Annotated in this window: 9 protein-coding genes; 4 read left to right on the top strand and 5 right to left on the bottom strand. The window is 55.6% G+C overall.

Annotated elements, in window-relative coordinates:
• Positions 1–518: 518 nt before the first annotated feature.
• The 3 genes from P6287_RS12925 to P6287_RS12935 form a co-directional block, all read right to left on the bottom strand.
• Positions 519–1,688 carry an HlyD family efflux transporter periplasmic adaptor subunit gene (locus tag P6287_RS12925; protein WP_192233289.1) on the bottom strand — a complete coding sequence of 390 codons (1,170 nt, stop codon included), beginning with the start codon at positions 1,686–1,688 and terminating at the stop codon, positions 519–521.
• Positions 1,685–3,817: a type I secretion system permease/ATPase gene (locus P6287_RS12930; RefSeq protein ID WP_277973830.1), complete on the bottom strand. Its 2,133-nt coding sequence runs from the start codon at positions 3,815–3,817 to the stop codon at positions 1,685–1,687. Before P6287_RS12930 ends, P6287_RS12925 begins: the two co-directional genes overlap by 4 nt.
• A 72-nt stretch (positions 3,818–3,889) precedes the next feature.
• Positions 3,890–5,674, bottom strand: a complete 1,785-nt coding sequence (locus P6287_RS12935) for an Ig-like domain-containing protein (RefSeq protein ID WP_277973831.1) — start codon at positions 5,672–5,674, stop codon at positions 3,890–3,892.
• Positions 5,675–6,236: 562 nt separating this feature from the next.
• Between P6287_RS12935 and P6287_RS12940 the strand changes: the two genes are divergently transcribed.
• The 3 genes from P6287_RS12940 to rcsB are packed head-to-tail and all read left to right on the top strand — an operon-like array spanning position 6,237 to position 10,736.
• Complete coding sequence (locus tag P6287_RS12940; protein ID WP_110866581.1) at positions 6,237–7,391, top strand: MFS transporter; 1,155 nt, start codon at positions 6,237–6,239, stop codon at positions 7,389–7,391.
• 23 nt (positions 7,392–7,414) lie between these two features.
• Positions 7,415–10,084 (top strand): phosphotransferase RcsD, encoded by a 2,670-nt coding sequence (gene rcsD / locus P6287_RS12945; protein WP_277974932.1) that lies wholly within the window; start codon positions 7,415–7,417, stop codon positions 10,082–10,084.
• A 1-nt stretch (position 10,085) separates the two neighbouring features.
• On the top strand, positions 10,086–10,736 hold the full coding sequence (gene rcsB / locus P6287_RS12950) for a response regulator transcription factor RcsB (RefSeq protein WP_007889370.1): 651 nt from the start codon (positions 10,086–10,088) through the stop codon (positions 10,734–10,736).
• A 48-nt stretch (positions 10,737–10,784) separates the two neighbouring features.
• Here the strand turns inward: rcsB and rcsC are convergent, their stop codons facing one another.
• Complete coding sequence (gene rcsC / locus P6287_RS12955; RefSeq protein WP_101763669.1) at positions 10,785–13,640, bottom strand: two-component system sensor histidine kinase RcsC; 2,856 nt, start codon at positions 13,638–13,640, stop codon at positions 10,785–10,787.
• Between the two features lie 164 nt (positions 13,641–13,804).
• Positions 13,805–16,444 (bottom strand): DNA topoisomerase (ATP-hydrolyzing) subunit A, encoded by a 2,640-nt coding sequence (gene gyrA, locus P6287_RS12960; protein ID WP_277973832.1) that lies wholly within the window; start codon positions 16,442–16,444, stop codon positions 13,805–13,807.
• 176 nt (positions 16,445–16,620) lie between these two features.
• Here gyrA and ubiG point away from each other — a divergent pair, with 176 nt between their 5' ends.
• A complete protein-coding gene (gene ubiG / locus P6287_RS12965; RefSeq protein ID WP_061717833.1) occupies positions 16,621–17,346 on the top strand; it encodes a bifunctional 2-polyprenyl-6-hydroxyphenol methylase/3-demethylubiquinol 3-O-methyltransferase UbiG in 726 nt (241 codons plus the stop codon).
• Positions 17,347–17,599 lie beyond the last annotated feature (253 nt).

The raw sequence follows: 17,599 nt of genomic DNA on the forward strand, positions 1-17,599 counted from the left end.
ATTTTATGTTGGGCAATAATCTATCACGAAAATGCTACTAAATTTCCAAAACTGTTTCAGTATATTAAATAGTTATTTCAGGATGTAAATTCAGGGGAACTAATAACCAGCACAGATAGGTAAAAAATATAGCACTTTTTGACAACACATATTTTAATTGTTTAAAAACATCAAATTACATGAGTTACATTTCCGCACTGAATGACAAAACTCAAACCCATCCAGAGCATACAATTATCTCCGCTATCATCATTTATTTCATTATTACCTTCATTCACCCCGAATGTTTTGATTTACCCTAATTTCCCGCCGGACCAGATGGTCCGGCATTTTTTTGCCCGCAATTCAGACATCGCATTATATTGCGTAAAGTTAATTACACGGGTTAAATTAACCACAATAACTGCCGCGCATTATTTGTCTCTTTTCGCACATTTTGTTCAATTCATAGCCTTAAATCGGCAATGTTAATTTCGGCACGTAACAAAGATCGCTGCAATAATAGCCGGTGCATATTGTTAACGCTCACGCAGTGATTCCCTGGCTTTATTCAGCGGCTTAAGCAAATAATCCATCACGGTTTTCTGACCGGTTTTAATCTCAACATTCGCCACCATGCCGGGCATGATGGCGAATCTGCGTCCGCTTTTATTGGTCAGCTCGGCTTTTTGCGTGCGCACATAGACGCGATAGTAAAACTCGTCGTGCCGCACCTCGTCCTGCAGCGTATCAGGCGAAACGGTTTCGACTTCCCCGTGCAGATCGCCATAAATCGACGCGTCGTAGGCGGTGATCTTCACCACCGCGGGTAAACCCGGCCGGATATAGCCGATATCGCGTGGATTGATGCGCGTCTCAATCAGCAATTGATCCTCCAGCGGCACAATCTCCATCAGCTTGCCACCCGGCTCCAGCACGCCGCCCACGGTGGTGACGCGCACATCCTTCACAATGCCGCGCACCGGCGAAATCAGCGTAGTGCGCGTCAGCAGATCCTGTTTCCCTGCCGCCACCTGCAACTGCGCATCCAGCTCACCGTTGTTCTTCACCTGCTCTTCATGGGCTCGCACGTAATAATCGTTGCGCGCTTCGTCGATTTTGCCGCGCAGATCGCTAACCTGGCGACGCAGGCGAATCACATCCACCTTACCCGCCGCGCCGCGCAGCATCAGCGGCTCCGTCACGTTGAGTTCTGCCTGCACCAGCGCAAGGGATTGCTGCAAATTGCCGATGGTCTCGACAAAATTCTGCCGCCGCGCCTGATAGAGCTGCGTTTCGCGCGCCACCAGTTCGGGATGTTGCAGGATATCGGCGCTGAACCTCAGCGGCGTGTCGCTGAGCTCGGCCTGTAAACGTTCAGAGGAGGCACGCAGCGTGCGCACCCGCGCAATCGCCTCACCAAAGTTGGTTTGAAAGCGCGTGGGATCGAGTGTTGCCAGCACCTCGCCGCGCTGCACGATATTGCCCTCGTGCACATTGAGCTGTTTGACGATGCCGCCATCAAGGCTATCAATGATCTGCGCGCGGCTGGAAGGCGTGACTTTGCCGATGCCAACCGTGACTTCGTCCAGCACCGCAAAGTACGCCCACAGCAGAAACAGCAGCAGCGCCACCACGCACAGCCAGATGATCGCCGAGGTGCGACGCTCACGCCGCGTCAGATCTTTATCCAACAGCACCACGCTCATGCCGCATCTCCTTTTTTACTGGCGGCGTGGCGCAGAATCTCGTCGCGCGCGCCATCGGCCACGATGCGGCCTTTATCCATCACAATGATGCGATCAACCATGCGCAGCAGCGCGGGACGATGCGTGACCAGTACCAGCGTGCGCCCGGTGACCCATTGCGCCAGCTGACGAATCACCTGCGCTTCCAGCTGTTCATCCATCGCCGCGGTCGGTTCGTCCAGCAAAACCACCTGCGGCTGGCGCAGAATCAACCGGCTGAGCAGCACCATTTGCCGCTGGCCGCCGGACAAGCCGCGTCCGCCTTCGTGAATAATGCGATCGAGGCTGGCGGCATCCTGCTGCACCAAAGCTAACGCGCCGCTAATGCGCAGCGCCTGCAGCATCTCCTGCTCGCTGGCGTGCGGATTCCCGAGCAGCAGGTTTTGGCGCAGCGTGCCGAAAAACAGCCGCGCATCCTGCGACAGCCAGCCAAGCTGACGCCGCAGATCGACCGGATCGATGCAGGTGAGATCGACGCCGTCCACCAGCACTTTGCCCTGGCTGGCGCGCGCCTGACCGGCCAGCATCTTCAGCAGCGTCGATTTGCCCGCGCCGACTTTACCGAGAATCGCCACGCGTTCGCCGGGCGTGATCTGCAACTGCGGAATGTTGAGCACGCTATTACCGCTCTCCTCTTCGTAGCGGTAATGCACGTTTTGCAGCAGATAGTGGCCGCTGAGCACCGGACAGTGCGCCAGCGTGGCGTGATCGGGTTGGTCGAGCGGCTTCTTTAACAGTTCATCCAGCCCTTTCATCGCCGATTTCGCATGCTGCCAGCGCGAAAACACCATGGTGAGCTGCATCAGCGGCGCGATGGTGCGTGATGAGAGCAAGCTGCACGCCACCAGCGTGCCGGTGGTGATCTGATTGTCGAACACCAGATAGACGCCGAACACCAACATGCCGGCATAGGTGAGCTGCTGCACGCTGGCCGACCAACCGGTGAGGCGCGCACCCCATAAACGTTGCTGATTACTGATGGCCGCGCTAACTTCGTGCGTTTGCTCCCACTGGCGTTGAAAATAGGGTTCCGCTTGCAGCGCTTTGATGTCCTCGACGCCTTCCAGGGTTTCCACCAGCACCGCCTGACGCAGCGCGCTTTCGCGTAGCCCTTCCTGCGCCAGCCGCGCCATCGGGATCTGCACCAGCAAGCCAGGAATGACGATCAGCGGGATTGCCAGTAACGGAATCAGCACCAGCCAGCCGCCAATTGACGCCATGATCAGCAGAAACAGCAGCACAAACGGCAGGTCGGCGGCGGCATTCACCGTAGTGGAGGTCAGCAGCTCGCGGACCTGATCAATTTCACGCAGTTGGGCAATAAAGGAGCCGGTGGAACGCGGACGCGCTTCGTTGCGGATGTTCATCGCCCGCGCAAACAGCATGGCGGATATTTTCAGGTCGATGCGTTTGCCCATCAGATCAGAAACCTGGGTGCGCATCAGACGAATCAGATACTCAATGGCGGCCGCCAGCACCACGCCGGCGAACAGCACCCACAACGTTGGCTGCGACTGCGCCGGAATCACCCGATCGTACACCTGCATGGAAAACAGAATGCCCGCCAGCGCCAGCACGTTGCCGACCAGCGAGGCCAGGCTGATTTCCGCAATGCGCCGCTTCATGCCACGAAAGTGATGCCAGAACCAGTGCGGCTGATACGGCTGCACAAACTCATCGATGCGCGCATCACGCGCCCGCGCCGCCACACCAACGACGCCGACCTGCATGTCGGCCTGCATGAGCAAATCCTGCAGCTGACCTGCGCGCACCACATCGCCACTTTCACTCAGCCAGTAACGCACGCCACCGTTGCTATCCACCTCTTCTATCAACGCCACGCTGCCGTTTTCCAGCAGCAGCAATACCGGCACAATTTCCTGCCGCCAGCGCAGTTTGCTGTGCGGCACCAACATCAAATGCAGGCCTAACAGCCGGGCTAAACGTTCTAACTGTTGCGTCGGGGCCAGATGTTGAAACCAGCGCATCTGCTGGCGCAGCGTGCTGCCGTCCGCCGGTTTACCGAAGCGTGCCGCCACGCGCAGCATCGCCGCGATGCCGTTGTCGCTGTTGAAGGGTTGTGCTGTCATCCCTGTTGTCCCGTGAGCAATGAGAGTGGGCTGGCAACCGCTAGCCGATGTTGCTAGCGGTTGATGGGCGGATTACGCCAGGCTCTGAACCTGATGTTGCTGCAGATGATCGCCGAGGGTGTAACTGCTATCGCTGGCGTTGTAGTGGCTTTCCGTGGCGCGCGCATCGCTGGGTTGAGCGGCGGCGCTGTCGCCTGCGTCGACCAGTTGCGTATTCAGTGGCTCGCTGCTGACGCTGGCGGCCGCCTCATGGCTATCGATGGTCACCGGCTGCGTCGCCATCGCCACATTGCCTGCTTTGTCCTGCGCGCTGACCTTCATTTGGTAGCTGCCATCATCCAGCGGTGCCAGCTGACCCGCCAAAATGGTCAGCGCCCAGTTGCCGTCGGCTTTAACCGTGGCGGTGTAACTCTGATCGCCCAGCGTCAACGTCACAAGGCTGCCCTGATCGAGATGGCTACTGCTGCCCTGAATCAGATGCCAGCTATTCAGCTCCGCCGCATCCAGCACCCCGTCGCCAAACGGTTGATTCAGCGTAATGGTCGGCACCTGATGCGTGGCAACGTTGAACAGGTTCTCAATAATCTGCGTGTCGTGGTTGCCGTACTCATCCCAGCGCGTGGCCAGCGCCGACACTTCGCCATCCGGCAGCGCCTGCAGGTCTTCGGCGCTGATGGTGACCATGCCGTTGACCGGCGTGTAGTTTTTGCCGTTGAGCGTCAGCTCCTTCACGCCTTCGAGATAGAAACTGAGATCGTGCTGCGCTTCCTGCTGATTCAGCGTGGTATCACCGCCAATATTGATTTCGTAATAGATGTCTGGCAGTTGGGTGACCACGTTCAGTTCCAGCATTGCGTCAGTGGTGTTGCCAGCGCCATCCTGCGCATAAACCCGGATTTCGCCCAGTGAAATAAAGCTCGCCACTTCACTGGCCGGAATCGTCACCTGCCAGTGACCGTCGCTGCCAATCTGCGCGTGATAAACCGCATCTCCACTGCACAGCAACAGCTGCTGGCCCGGTACCACCACCGAGAGATCGCCGCTGAAGGTGAGATCGTTTTGGCTCTCTTCTTTATTGATCACGTTGTCTGCCGTGACCTTATCGAAGCTGATGTGCGGCAGGCTGCTAACGTGGGTAATTAAGGTGACATCCTGCAGATAAGCGGTGGTTTTGCCGTTGGGATCGGTAGCGCTGACTTTCAGGCTGTAGACGCCATCCTGTAACGCCTGAAGATCCTGTGAAGGAATAGCGGCGGTCCATTCGCCTTTATCGTTAACGCCGCCAGAGTATTTTTTCCCGGCTAAAATCACCGTGATATGGCTGTTCGCCGGCATGTGCGTAACACTGCCGTGCACCTCCACGCCGTAAATGCCTTCTGCCACGCTGACCGCGTTATCACCGCTGATCGGATCCAACGTCAGCGTAGGCTTGATGGTTTTATCTACGTAAACCCCAAAGCCCACCTGCGTATCGGTGCTATTACCGGCTTTGTCGGTGAGGGTTAGCGTCAGCGAATAAGCACCGTCGGACAATCCGTTGAGCACCGACGGCGGCATCGAAGCATTCCAGTAACCCCATTTATTTACCGTGCTGTGCCAGACTTCGCCGTTAAAGGTCAGCGTTACGGTGGCGCCTGGCTCAGATTCGGCGCGACCTCGCAGGTGAATATTCCTGCCGGATTCCCATGCGGCAATCACGCCATCTTGTGCAATAGGTTCATAAGGACGTAACGGCGCGGGCGGCGTGGTATCCACACTGCGCGTTTGCAAAGATGATGTGTCGTCTGCCAGCGGATAAAGAGTGACCGCAGAGTGCAGAATCGCCGCTAATTGTTGTTCGGATTGACGTGAAGACATAGGTAACCTCGTTACAGGGAAGGTATTGCAACGGTCATTAAGCTTATTAATGTTTTAAGCGTACCGGTGCGCCATACAGGCCATTAATCAATGGCCCGCTTCGCCTGATGAAAACGGGTTACCCGCAGGTAACAAGGACTAAAATAAGGCACAGCAAAATTCTCCCAAAGGGGGAGAAATAATCTCGATCTCGCTATATTCCGCATCGGGAGCTGATGGGATGACTAACATATCGGTTTTACGTGGTCGCTGCCTATTGGCGAAAATCCGGAAATGCATGCTTTGCGACAGCGCCAAAAAATTGACGTCCAGGCCGCATGTGGCGCGGAATCTTTCATCAGTATACTGCATCATTCGGCAGAAAAAATTTTACTTAAGTCACTCCAGTAATGATTGGCACATGCCAGGAAAGTTCTGGAAAAGCGCAGCGATGCGTAAAAAATCGGTAATATGCCTGTTTCTGGCGTTTAATCGCTGCCATCTGATAGGGTCTGATGCGCGGTGTGACATGCGCTTTGATGCTAAACTTCGTCGCTTCACCCGCTAATGAAAACTACTCTTTATGACAGCACTGGACGCCGCGCCGCAAAATAAATTGCATCACCGTGTCAACCTCGGGACACGTATCGTTTTCCTCATCGCTGGATTGGGCATGTCCGCATGGGCACCGCTGGTGCCGTTCGCCAGCCAGCGTCTGGCATTGAGCGGCGCATCATTGGGCGGTTTGCTGCTGTGTTTGGGAATTGGCTCGCTGGCGGCGATGCCGATTACCGGCGGTTTGATTGCGCGCTTCGGTGGTCGTCGGGTGATGTTGTGCTCCACGCTGGTGGTGCTGGCGATGTTACCGCTGCTGGCGACGCTTGATGTGATGTGGCTGATGGCCGCCACTTTAATGGTGTTTGGTGCCGGACTCGGCATGCTGGATGTCGCAATGAACGTGCAGGCTGTCGAAGTGGAAAAAGCCGCACGCAAGCCGATGATGTCCGGTTTCCACGGTTTCTTTAGCCTCGGCGGGATTATCGGCGCCGGCTCCGTCAGCCTGTTACTCGGCAGCGGCCTGACGCCGTTGCAAGCCGTTGGCGCGGTGATGGTGCTGATTGTGCTGCTGCTGGTGTGGAGCCTGCCGACGCTGATGACCGAACGCCTGCATCAGCCCGATCAGCCGTGGCTGGTTATTCCGCGCGGTTGGGTGGCATTCCTCGGTTTACTCTGCTTTATTCTGTTTCTTGCCGAAGGTGCGGTGCTGGATTGGGGCGCGCTGTTGCTGCTGCAAAGCCCGGAGATGAGCCCGGCGCACGCTGGTTTAGGTTATGCGGTGTTCTCGGTGGCAATGACCATTGGTCGTCTGACCGGCGATAAAGTGATTCAGCGCTTCGGCCGTTATCCGGTGATGTTGACCGGTGCGTTAGCCGCTGCCGCAGGCATGACGCTGGCGGTGTTGCTGCCGTGGCCGCAAATTGCGCTGCTGGCTTTCCTGCTGGTGGGTTTTGGCCTGGCCAATACGGTGCCGATGTTGTTCAATGCTGCCGGGAATCAACACGATATGCCGTCGAATCTGGCGATTTCGGCCATGACAACGTTAGGCTATGCAGGTATTCTTTCAGGTCCGGCTTTAATCGGATTAATTTCCCAGTGGATCAGCTTGAGTGGTGCATTTTTGCTTATCGCTCTGCTGCTGCTGGCCGTCGCTGCCAGTGCCCGACGGGTTGCGCGCTAATTCCATGATCCTGAGACACTATGCTGCCTTATAAATTTCCACTGACATCCGGCAATGTAACGCGCTTTTTCGTGGTGTTTAACCTGGTGCTTTTTCTGGCGCTGGGCGCGATGGTGCACAACAGCGTGAATGCCTGGATGACAGAGAAGCGCTATGCGATGACCGATTTGGCGCGTGCGATGCAGAAACGCATCGATGCGTCGCGCTTCGCTACGTGGCAGATCTATGAGAACCTGGCCACCAGCGCCGCCGGTTCGTCGCCGAACAGTAATCTTCAGGAAACCCGCCTGCGCCCGGATGTCTATTATCTGGAAAAAACCCGCCGCAAAACCGAAGCACTGATTTTCGGTTCGCACGATAGCAGCACGCTGGATATGACCATGCGCATGTCCAACTATCTCGATACGCTGTGGGGCGCGGAAAATCCGACCTGGTCGATGTACTTCCTCAATGGTCAGGATAACAGCCTGATTATGATCTCCACGCTGCCGCTGAAAGACATGGCGACACGTTATAAAGAGAGTGCGATCAATTCGCTGGTTGATAGCCGCCGCGCCGAGATGCTGCAGCAGGCCAATGCGCTGGATGAGCGCGAAAGCTTCTCGCCGCTGCGTCACTTCGCCTGGCAGAACGATCACTACTTTACCCTGCGCACCACTTTCAATCAGCCGGGCCATTTAGCCACCGTGGTGGCATTTGATTTGCCGGTTAACGATCTGATTCCGCGTAATATGCCGCTGGAGAACTTCCAACTGCGTCAGGACGCGACGCAAACGTCGACCACCACCACCACCACCACCAGCGACGACACCAGCAGCGAAAGCACGCACGTGGCGCTGGTAAACCCGAATCTGGAGATCGCCGCCTCGCTGCCTAGCACTTCGCTGCAGCTAGTGTATCGCGTGCCGCTCACCAGCCTGGCGCTGGATACGCTGCATAATCTGATGTGGCCGCTGCTGATCAACCTTGTGCTGTTTTTACTGTCGATTGCGGGCATTACGCTGCTGCGTCAGCAATCGCTGCGCCCGAACGAGAATCAGAGCGCCGAGCTGGATTCACTGCGCATGCTTAACGAAGAGATCGTCGCCAGTTTGCCGGTCGGCTTGCTGGTGTACGACTTCGCCACTAACCGCACGCTGCTCAGCAATAAAATCGCTGAACATCTGTTGCCGCACCTGAATCTGCAGAAAATCATCAATATGTCCGATCAACATCAGGGCGTATTGCAGGCGACCATCAATAACGAAGTGTATGAAATTCGCCACGCGCGCAGCGTGCTGTCGCCGCATACTCAGCTATTTATGATGCGCGATCAGGACCGCGAATTACTGGTGAATAAGAAGTTGCAGAAGGCGCAACAGGTGCTGGATCGTAATCACCAGATGCGTCAGCAGTTAATGCATAACCTCGGTCACGCCCTCAATGGTCCACTGCAAAGCATGGTTAAGCAACTAGTACAACTTAGCCAGCGTGACGATGACGAAAGCGTGCTCGATCTGCTCGACGAGAGCCAGGGTTTGGCGCGCCTGGTGGATGACATTGTGCTGCTTAATCGCCTGGAAGCGCATGACTGGTCGCCTGATGCCAGCGTGTTCAACCTGCAGGATATGCTGGACGAAATCGCGCTGGAAAGCCTGCCGCTGCTGCGTCGTAAAGGTTTAGCGCTGGTGGTGAATAACCATTTAGCCAATGACGAGATGCGTTTTGGCGATCGTCGTGCGCTGCGTAAAGTGCTGACCACGCTGATGCACTATTCGCTGACCACCACGCGCTGGGGCAAGATTTCGCTGGAGATCAAAACCAGTGAAGACAAGCCCAACCAGGTCTTGCTGCAGCTGGTGGATACTGGCTCCGGCTTGAGCGTCGATGAACTGGCGAATGTCGATTTCCCCTATCTCGGCGACACCACGCAAGATCGTTTTGGCCAGGCGTCCGGCATGGCATTTTTCCTCTGTAAGCAGCTGTGCAAACAGATGGGCGGCCAGCTGGAGATCATCGCTAAACCCGATATCGGCACACGCTACAATATTCAGCTGCCGCTGGCGTTAGAGCAGCAAGGCGAGCAGGAAGAGAAACTGCTGGAAGGGGTGACCGCGTTGGTGGATATCGCCGTAGAAGACGTACACAAGATCGTTTGTCGCCACCTCGAAAACTGGGGAGCGAAATGCCTGACCTCGGATGAGCGTTTAACTGGTCAGGATCATGATGTGCTGGTGACCGACGATCCGGCGCGCCTGAACGGCTGGGCGCTGCTGCTGGCCGGTGACGAAATGGGTCATCACGCGTTGAACGATCAGCAATTCCGGGTCAACTTCAATCTCAGTAATGCACTGCTTGATGCGCTGCTGGCCCTGATTGAAAAGCAACTTTCTCATGATTTGTTAGAGGAGAGTCGCGAAGATGAAGAAGCCACGCCGCTAATGAGCGGAGGCTATTTCCAGCTGTTTACCGAGACAGTACCGCCAGATGTGAAGAGACTGTATACTGAAGCGGCGGAAAAGGATTATCCCTCGCTTGCTCAGACAGCACATCGCCTGAAAGGCGTGTTTGCCATGCTCAATCTGGGTTCAGGTAAACAGCTTTGTGAAGCGTTAGAACAACACATTAAAGTATGTGACGATTTAACCATTAAAAATACCACCAGTGAAATTGACGCTTACGTCAGCCAACTGCTGCAGCAAGGTAACCAATAAGATGAATAACTTGAACGTAATTATTGCCGATGACCATCCGATCGTTCTGTTCGGTATCCGTAAGTCACTGGAACAGATTGAATGGGTTAACGTTGTAGGTGAGTTTGAAGACTCAACAGCACTGGTAAACAGCTTGCCCAAACTGGATGCTAATGTCCTGATTACCGACCTTTCCATGCCAGGCGAGAAGTACGGTGACGGTATCACCCTGATTAAATACATCAAACGTCACTATCCGGACCTCTCGATTATCGTTCTGACCATGAACAATAACCCAGCGATCCTGAGCGCGGTGTTGGATCTGGATATCGAAGGGATCGTACTGAAGCAAGGCGCACCAACCGATCTGCCAAAAGCACTCGCGGCTCTGCAGAAAGGCAAAAAATATACGCCGGAAAGCGTGGCAAAACTGCTGGAGCGCATCAGCGCCGGTGGTTACGGTGACAAACGTCTGTCGCCGAAAGAGAGTGAAGTACTGCGTCTGTTCGCAGAAGGTTTCCTGGTGACTGAGATCGCTAAGAAACTTAACCGCAGTATCAAAACCATCAGTAGCCAGAAGAAATCAGCCATGATGAAACTGGGCGTGGAAAACGATATCGCGCTGCTGAACTATCTCTCTTCTGTCAGCGCCACTCAGGTCGACAAAGAGTAATACAGATGGGCGGCGTCTTCTGGCACCGCCCATTTTTTAGTATCCGCTTTACGCCTCTACCCTGCCCTTTCTGACGCGTTCCGCATACACCGCCAGCGTGCTTTTCAACACATCCAGCGTAACCGGCTTCGACAAACAGTTATCCATGCCCGCATCCATACAGCGCTGCTTCTCTTCCGCTAACGCATTTGCCGTGACGCCAATCACCGGGAAAGTATGTCCCAGCTGACGCAGACGTTGCGTCAGGCGATAACCATCCATGTTCGGCATGTTCACGTCGCTCAGCACGATATCGATATGGTTGCGACTCAGCACGTTCAGCGCATCAACGCCATCCTGCGCGGTTTTGGTTTGATAGCCGACGGTGCCGAGCTGTTCCGATAGCAGCATGCGGTTGATCGGATGGTCATCAACAATCAGCACGATAATATCTTCGAAGGTCGCGGCGGCTTTTGGCGCGGTTAACGGCAGCGGCGTGGCGGTTTGGCTATTAATGTTGATGCGGTAGATGCGGCCCAGCAGCTGCGGCAGATCGTGGAGCATCGCGCTGCTCTGAATCCATTGCCCCGGCGCGGTTTCGTGCGGCATATCGATGTGCTCACCACAGATACGAATATGTGCGCGTCCAGTTTGCGCGGCAGGTTCATCGTGATCGCTGATGATCACATCATCAGCCGCCGCCTGGCCGTGGTAATACGCTGCCTGAATGCCCTGCTGTTGCAGCAGACGCAGCAGGAAGCTGGCGAGATACTCATTACGCATATCCAGCCAGATGGCTTTTTCCTGCAAGCCGTCGAGCAGCGGTGGCGCCGCCAGCTGACCGGAATAGATCGGAATACGCACGATAAACTGGCTGCCCATACCCGGTTCGGAATCGACTTCGATGTCGCCGTCCATCATGTTGATCAGCTTTTCGCAGATCGCCAACCCTAAGCCGGTGCCCTGGAAGTTACGCTGCACGCCAGAACCCACCTGGAAGAACGGATCGAACAGGCGCGTTACCTCTTTGGCCGGAATACCGACGCCGGTATCGCGTACGCGGAATGCCAGATAACCCTCTTTGACATAAGCATGCAGGATGATGCAGCCGGTATGCGTGAATTTAATGGCGTTGTTCAGCAGGTTGGATATCACCTGCTGCAGACGCATGGCGTCGCCATCCATAATCAGGGGCACATCGTTTTCAATAAACACATACAGCGCCAGGCGCTTACGCACTACCAGCGAGAGATAGTTGCTGGCAATGTGATTGACCACTTCACGCGGCGAGAACGGATGCGGTTCAATTTTCAGTTGTTCGGATTCGATCTTCGAGAAGTCGAGAATGTCGCTGATGATCTTCAGCAGCAGGCTCGACGAGTTGTTCATCGCCGTCACCAGTGAATCGACGCCTTTCGGCAGCACTTTGGTTTGCAGCAGATCGAGGTTACCGATAATGCCGTACAGCGGCGTGCGCAGTTCATGGCTGACGGTGGCGAGGAACATCGATTTCGACTGGCTGGCTTGCTCGGCCGAGTGCGCCATCTCCTGCAGCGACTGCTCCATACGCACGCGCGCCGAAACATCCACCAGCACGCAAATCGCCACGTTTTCATTACGATAACGCGAATGTACAAAGCTGATTTGCAGGTTGGTGTTGCTGCCGGTGAGCACATCGACAAAGTTGACCTGCTGACCGCCAATAATTTCATTCAGACGCTGGCGATCTTCCTGCGTCAGCAGCGTCAGATAGTTGTGCGCCAGTTCGTTACTCAGAATGTTGGTGCCGTCGCTGGTGCGCAGGATACAGATGCCGACCGGCGCCGAGGCGACAATCTTGCGGTTGAACTGCTCGTGCTCCTCCAGCCGATGCGCATTCTCCTCGGCCGGCAGGAACATGCGGCGCTCAAAAATCCACGCCAGCGTGAACAAAATCACCGCGGTTAAGATATTGAGTAGCAGCGCGTTGATCAGCATCAGCTTGAGCTGATCGGTTAACACGTCGGTGGAAAGCGACCACACCACATTGAGATTCGACGGCGGCAGCGGCTTTTTCAGCACCAGCTGGCGATAGCTGTCGAGATAGCCGAACCAGGTGCTGTTATCCGGCAGATCGTCGAGCGAGTAGCCCGGCCCGCCGCGACGCGAACTGATCAGCGGACGGTAGTTTTCATCGGTGATGGTGGCCACCAGCGGCAAACCGCCCGGCTGAATAAACTCATCAAGGCGAATATTCTGCTCCACGCCCAGCAGCGCCTGCAGCTTGTTCGCCACATATACCGGCATCACCATATAGAAGTTGCCGACGCCCGGCTGCGCGCTGCTGGTGATCCAATACATCGGCTGACGGCGCTCTTCTTCATTGCCGTTGCGATAATGCAGCACGCGTTCGCGCAGCGCTTTCAGGCTACGTTCACGATCGACCGAATTGTTGCTGCCGATGGTGAAATCAGCCAGACACTGATTCTCTCCGCCGATGAAGAACACGCGGTTCAATTCATACGCCGAGGCAAAATTGCTTTTCCAGTAATTGATGTAGTAGCTGAGCGAGTCCAGCGAGTTACGCCAGGTATTGCTCATTGACGTGCAGTCGCCATCGGAAAACAGCGGCGTGAACTGCGGCAGCGCACCTTTGCCCGGCGGCAAACCGTTGAGCACATCCAGACCATTAGCGCTACTGCTCAGGCGATTTTCGGTGATGTATTTCAGCTCGCGCATCACGTCCGCCGAATGGCGCACGTACCACTCAGCCTGACCATAATTGGCGGCAAACTCCTGACGCACCGCGTTCTCTTTCTCATGCAGCACGTTGATGATGTAGAAAGTGGTCAGCAGCGCACCCAGCGCCCAGAGCAGCAACGCCAGCGCACGAAACAGATAGCGCGAAATTCGAAGCGTAGTGCGAAAGGAGACAAGATATTTCAAAAGAGGCTCACTGGCGGTAAGAGGTTATCAGGATGTTGAAAAGCTTCCATACACTAGCTTTATCGGCCCTAAAAAGCCAGCTAGCCCGCGCCTTTAGGGGAAAACTCAGATAAAAAAACGGCAGGCCAGTTTCCTGACCTGCCGCTTATTAAAGCCGTTACGAATTACTCTTCGTCGTCAGCTTCTGGTGCATCGTCGTCGCTGTCCACTTCCGGCGCGATATCCTCCTCGCCTTCCGCTACGCTACCGTCGATGGCGTCGAGTTCTTCCTCTTCCACCGGCTCCGCGACGCGTTGCAGACCCACCACGTTTTCATCTTCCGCTGTACGGATCAGAATCACGCCCTGAGTATTACGGCCTACCACGCTGACTTCCGATACGCGAGTACGCACCAGCGTACCGGCATCGGTGATCATCATGATCTGATCGCCATCCACCACCTGTACCGCGCCGATAACCGGTCCGTTACGTTCGGTGACTTTAATCGAGATCACGCCCTGGGTCGCACGCGACTTGGTTGGATACTCGCTGTTGGCGGTACGTTTACCGTAACCGTTCTGCGTCACGGTGAGGATCGCGCCCTCTTCGCGTGGCACAATCAGCGACACCACTTTGTCGCTTTCAGCCAGCTTGATACCGCGAACGCCCGAAGCCGAACGGCCCATCGCACGTACTGCCGTTTCAGCGAAGCGCACCACTTTACCGGCGGCAGAGAACAGCATCGCTTCGTCGCTACCGTTGGTCAGCGCCACACCAATCAGCTCGTCATCCTCACGCAGGTTGATGGCGATGATGCCCGCGCTACGCGGACGGCTGAACTCCTGCAGCGCGGTTTTCTTCACGGTACCGCTCGCAGTAGCCATGAAGATGTTGAAGCCTTCGGTGTATTCACGCACCGGCAGAATGGCGGTGATACGTTCGTTGGCTTCCAGCGGCAACAGGTTGACGATTGGACGACCGCGCGCACCACGGCTGGCTTCCGGCAGCTGATAGACCTTCATCCAGTAGAGACGGCCGCGGCTGGAGAAGCACAGAATGGTGTCGTGGGTGTTGGCCACCAGCAGACGATCGATAAAGTCTTCTTCTTTAATACGTGCGGCGGATTTGCCTTTACCACCGCGGCGCTGGGCTTCATAGTCGGTCAGCGGTTGGTATTTGACATAACCCTGATGCGACAGCGTCACCACAACGTCTTCCTGATTGATCAGGTCTTCGATGTTGATGTCTGCACTGTTCGCCGTAATTTCAGTACGACGTGCGTCGCCGAACTGATCGCGCATCAGCTCCAGCTCTTCACGGATTACTTCCATCAGGCGCTCAGCGCTTTGCAGGATGTGCAGCAGCTCAGCAATCTGATCCAGCAGCTCTTTGTATTCGTCGAGCAGCTTTTCGTGCTCGAGGCCGGTCAGTTTCTGCAGACGCAGATCCAGAATCGCCTGCGCTTGCTGTTCAGTCAGATAATATTGACCATCGCGAATACCGAACTCGGCTTCCAGCCATTCCGGACGTGCAGCGTCATTACCGGCACGTTCCAGCATCGCGGCAACGTTACCCAGATCCCACGACTGCGCCAGCAGGCCTAGTTTCGCTTCGGCTGGCGTTGGTGCACGACGAATCAGTTCGATGATCGGATCGATGTTAGCCAGCGCAATCGCCAGGCCTTCAAGGATGTGAGCACGATCGCGCGCTTTACGCAGTTCGAAAATGGTACGACGCGTAACCACTTCACGACGGTGACGCACGAAGGCTTCGATGATGCCTTTCAGCGTCATGATCTTCGGCTGGCCCTGATGCAGCGCCACCATGTTGATGCCGAAAGAGACCTGCAGCTGTGTCAGCGAATAGAGGTTGTTGAGAACCACTTCACCCACCGCATCGCGTTTGATCTCAATGACAATACGCATGCCGTCTTTGTCAGATTCGTCACGTAGTGCGCTGATGCCTTCCACGCGCTTCTCTTTCACCAGCTCGGCGATCTTCTCGATCAGACGCGCTTTGTTCACCTGATACGGCAGTTCGTGCACGATGATGGTTTCACGGCCGGTCTTGGCATCGGTTTCCACTTCGCCACGTGCGCGAATGTAAATCTTACCGCGCCCGGTGCGATAGGCTTCTTCAATACCACGACGACCATTGATGAAGGCCGCCGTCGGGAAGTCTGGCCCGGTAATGTGCTCCATCAGGCCTTCAACGGTGATGTCTTCATCTTCGATAAACGCCAGACAGCCGTTGATCACTTCCGTCAGGTTGTGCGGTGGAATGTTGGTTGCCATACCAACGGCGATACCGGAAGAACCGTTTACCAGCAGGTTAGGAATTTTAGTTGGCAGGACTTCAGGGATCTGCTCGGTGCCGTCATAGTTCGGCACGAAATCGACGGTTTCCTTTTCCAGGTCAGCCAGCAGCTCCGAAGAGATCTTTGCCATGCGGACTTCGGTATAACGCATCGCTGCGGCGGAATCGCCGTCGACCGAACCAAAGTTACCCTGACCGTCAACCAGCATGTAGCGCAGGGAGAATGGCTGGGCCATACGCACGATACTTTCGTATACCGCGGAATCGCCGTGCGGGTGATATTTACCGATGACGTCACCGACCACACGGGCGGATTTTTTATAGGGTTTATTCCAGTCGTTGCCCAGTTCGCTCATGGCAAAAAGCACACGGCGGTGTACCGGCTTCAGACCATCACGCACATCGGGTAAGGCTCGGCCAACAATGACCGACATGGCGTAATCGAGGTAGGAGTTTTTCAACTCTTCTTCGATATTGACCGGTGTAATTTCTCTCGCAAGGTCGCTCATGGAGCCGCTATCCCTCTACATAATCCCGGATTTAAAGGTGCGAAAGTATATCACATTGCTTCCCTTCGGTGAACGTTAACCAGGCCTTAATCCCGCTTTTCCTTGAGCGTGAGAGATGCGTTCGCGTGAGTTAAGCGTTTATACTGAGGGAATATTTTGTCTGGAGTGATGATTCAATGAGTGAACAACCGCAGGAAAGCCGCCAGAACGTTGACCACGCCGAGATCGCCAAGTTTGAGGCCGTGGCATCCCGCTGGTGGGATTTAGAGGGTGAATTTAAGCCGTTGCACCGTATTAACCCCCTGCGACTTGGCTGGATAGCGCAGCACAGTAATGGCCTGTTCGGCAAGAAAGTGCTCGATGTCGGCTGCGGCGGCGGCATTCTGGCGGAGAGCATGGCGCGTGAAGGCGCTGAGGTTACCGGCCTGGATATGGGCGCTGAGCCGCTGGAAGTGGCGCGTCTGCATGCGCTGGAGAGCGGCGTTAGCGTTAACTACGTGCAGCAAACCGTGGAAGATCACGCCGCAAGTCACGCCGGGCAGTATGATGTGGTGACATGCATGGAGATGCTGGAGCATGTGCCGGATCCGCGCTCGGTAGTCTTAGCCTGCGCGCAGCTGGTGAAGCCCGGCGGCGAAGTGTTTTTCTCCACCATCAACCGCAATCCAAAAGCCTGGCTGCTGGCGGTATTTGGTGCCGAGTATGTGCTGCGCATGGTGCCGCGCGGGACGCACGACGTGAAGAAATTCATCCGTCCCGCCGAGTTGCTGAACTGGGTGGATGAAACCCCGCTGCGTGAAAGAAATATGATTGGCCTGCACTACAATCCGCTGACCAACCAGTTCCGTCTGGGTCGCGGTGTCGATGTGAACTACATGATTCATACGCATCGTCAGGAGTGATGACTGCCAGCTTAGATTTCAGAAAGTACGTTCATCATACGTGCGGGCCCTTGCACATCTGCTTCACGGGCAAATGAGCCCTTTTCAACAACACGCACTGGAGCTTACGAGCAGGCCGGGACCACTTTTGGTCCGGCAATCCGCAGCGCTGAACGAAGCGAGGAAGCCAGGAGAGCCCGCAGGACGCGGGCGAAAGGCGGAGCCGGGACATGGAAGTCCCGTCTCCGCCGGTCCGTCAGGCAGACGAACGAAG

Source organism: Pantoea sp. X85, assembly GCF_029623675.1.
Taxonomy (GTDB): Bacteria; Pseudomonadota; Gammaproteobacteria; order Enterobacterales; family Enterobacteriaceae; genus Pantoea; species Pantoea leporis.

Coding starts and splice junctions, on each gene's coding strand:
- ubiG (WP_061717833.1), top strand. CDS start 16,621: ATGAGTGAACAACCGCAGGAAAGCCGCCAGAACGTTGACCACGCCGAG.
- P6287_RS12925 (WP_192233289.1), bottom strand. CDS start 1,688: ATGAGCGTGGTGCTGTTGGATAAAGATCTGACGCGGCGTGAGCGTCGC.
- gyrA (WP_277973832.1), bottom strand. CDS start 16,444: ATGAGCGACCTTGCGAGAGAAATTACACCGGTCAATATCGAAGAAGAG.
- rcsB (WP_007889370.1), top strand. CDS start 10,086: ATGAATAACTTGAACGTAATTATTGCCGATGACCATCCGATCGTTCTG.
- P6287_RS12935 (WP_277973831.1), bottom strand. CDS start 5,674: ATGTCTTCACGTCAATCCGAACAACAATTAGCGGCGATTCTGCACTCT.
- P6287_RS12940 (WP_110866581.1), top strand. CDS start 6,237: ATGACAGCACTGGACGCCGCGCCGCAAAATAAATTGCATCACCGTGTC.
- P6287_RS12930 (WP_277973830.1), bottom strand. CDS start 3,817: ATGACAGCACAACCCTTCAACAGCGACAACGGCATCGCGGCGATGCTG.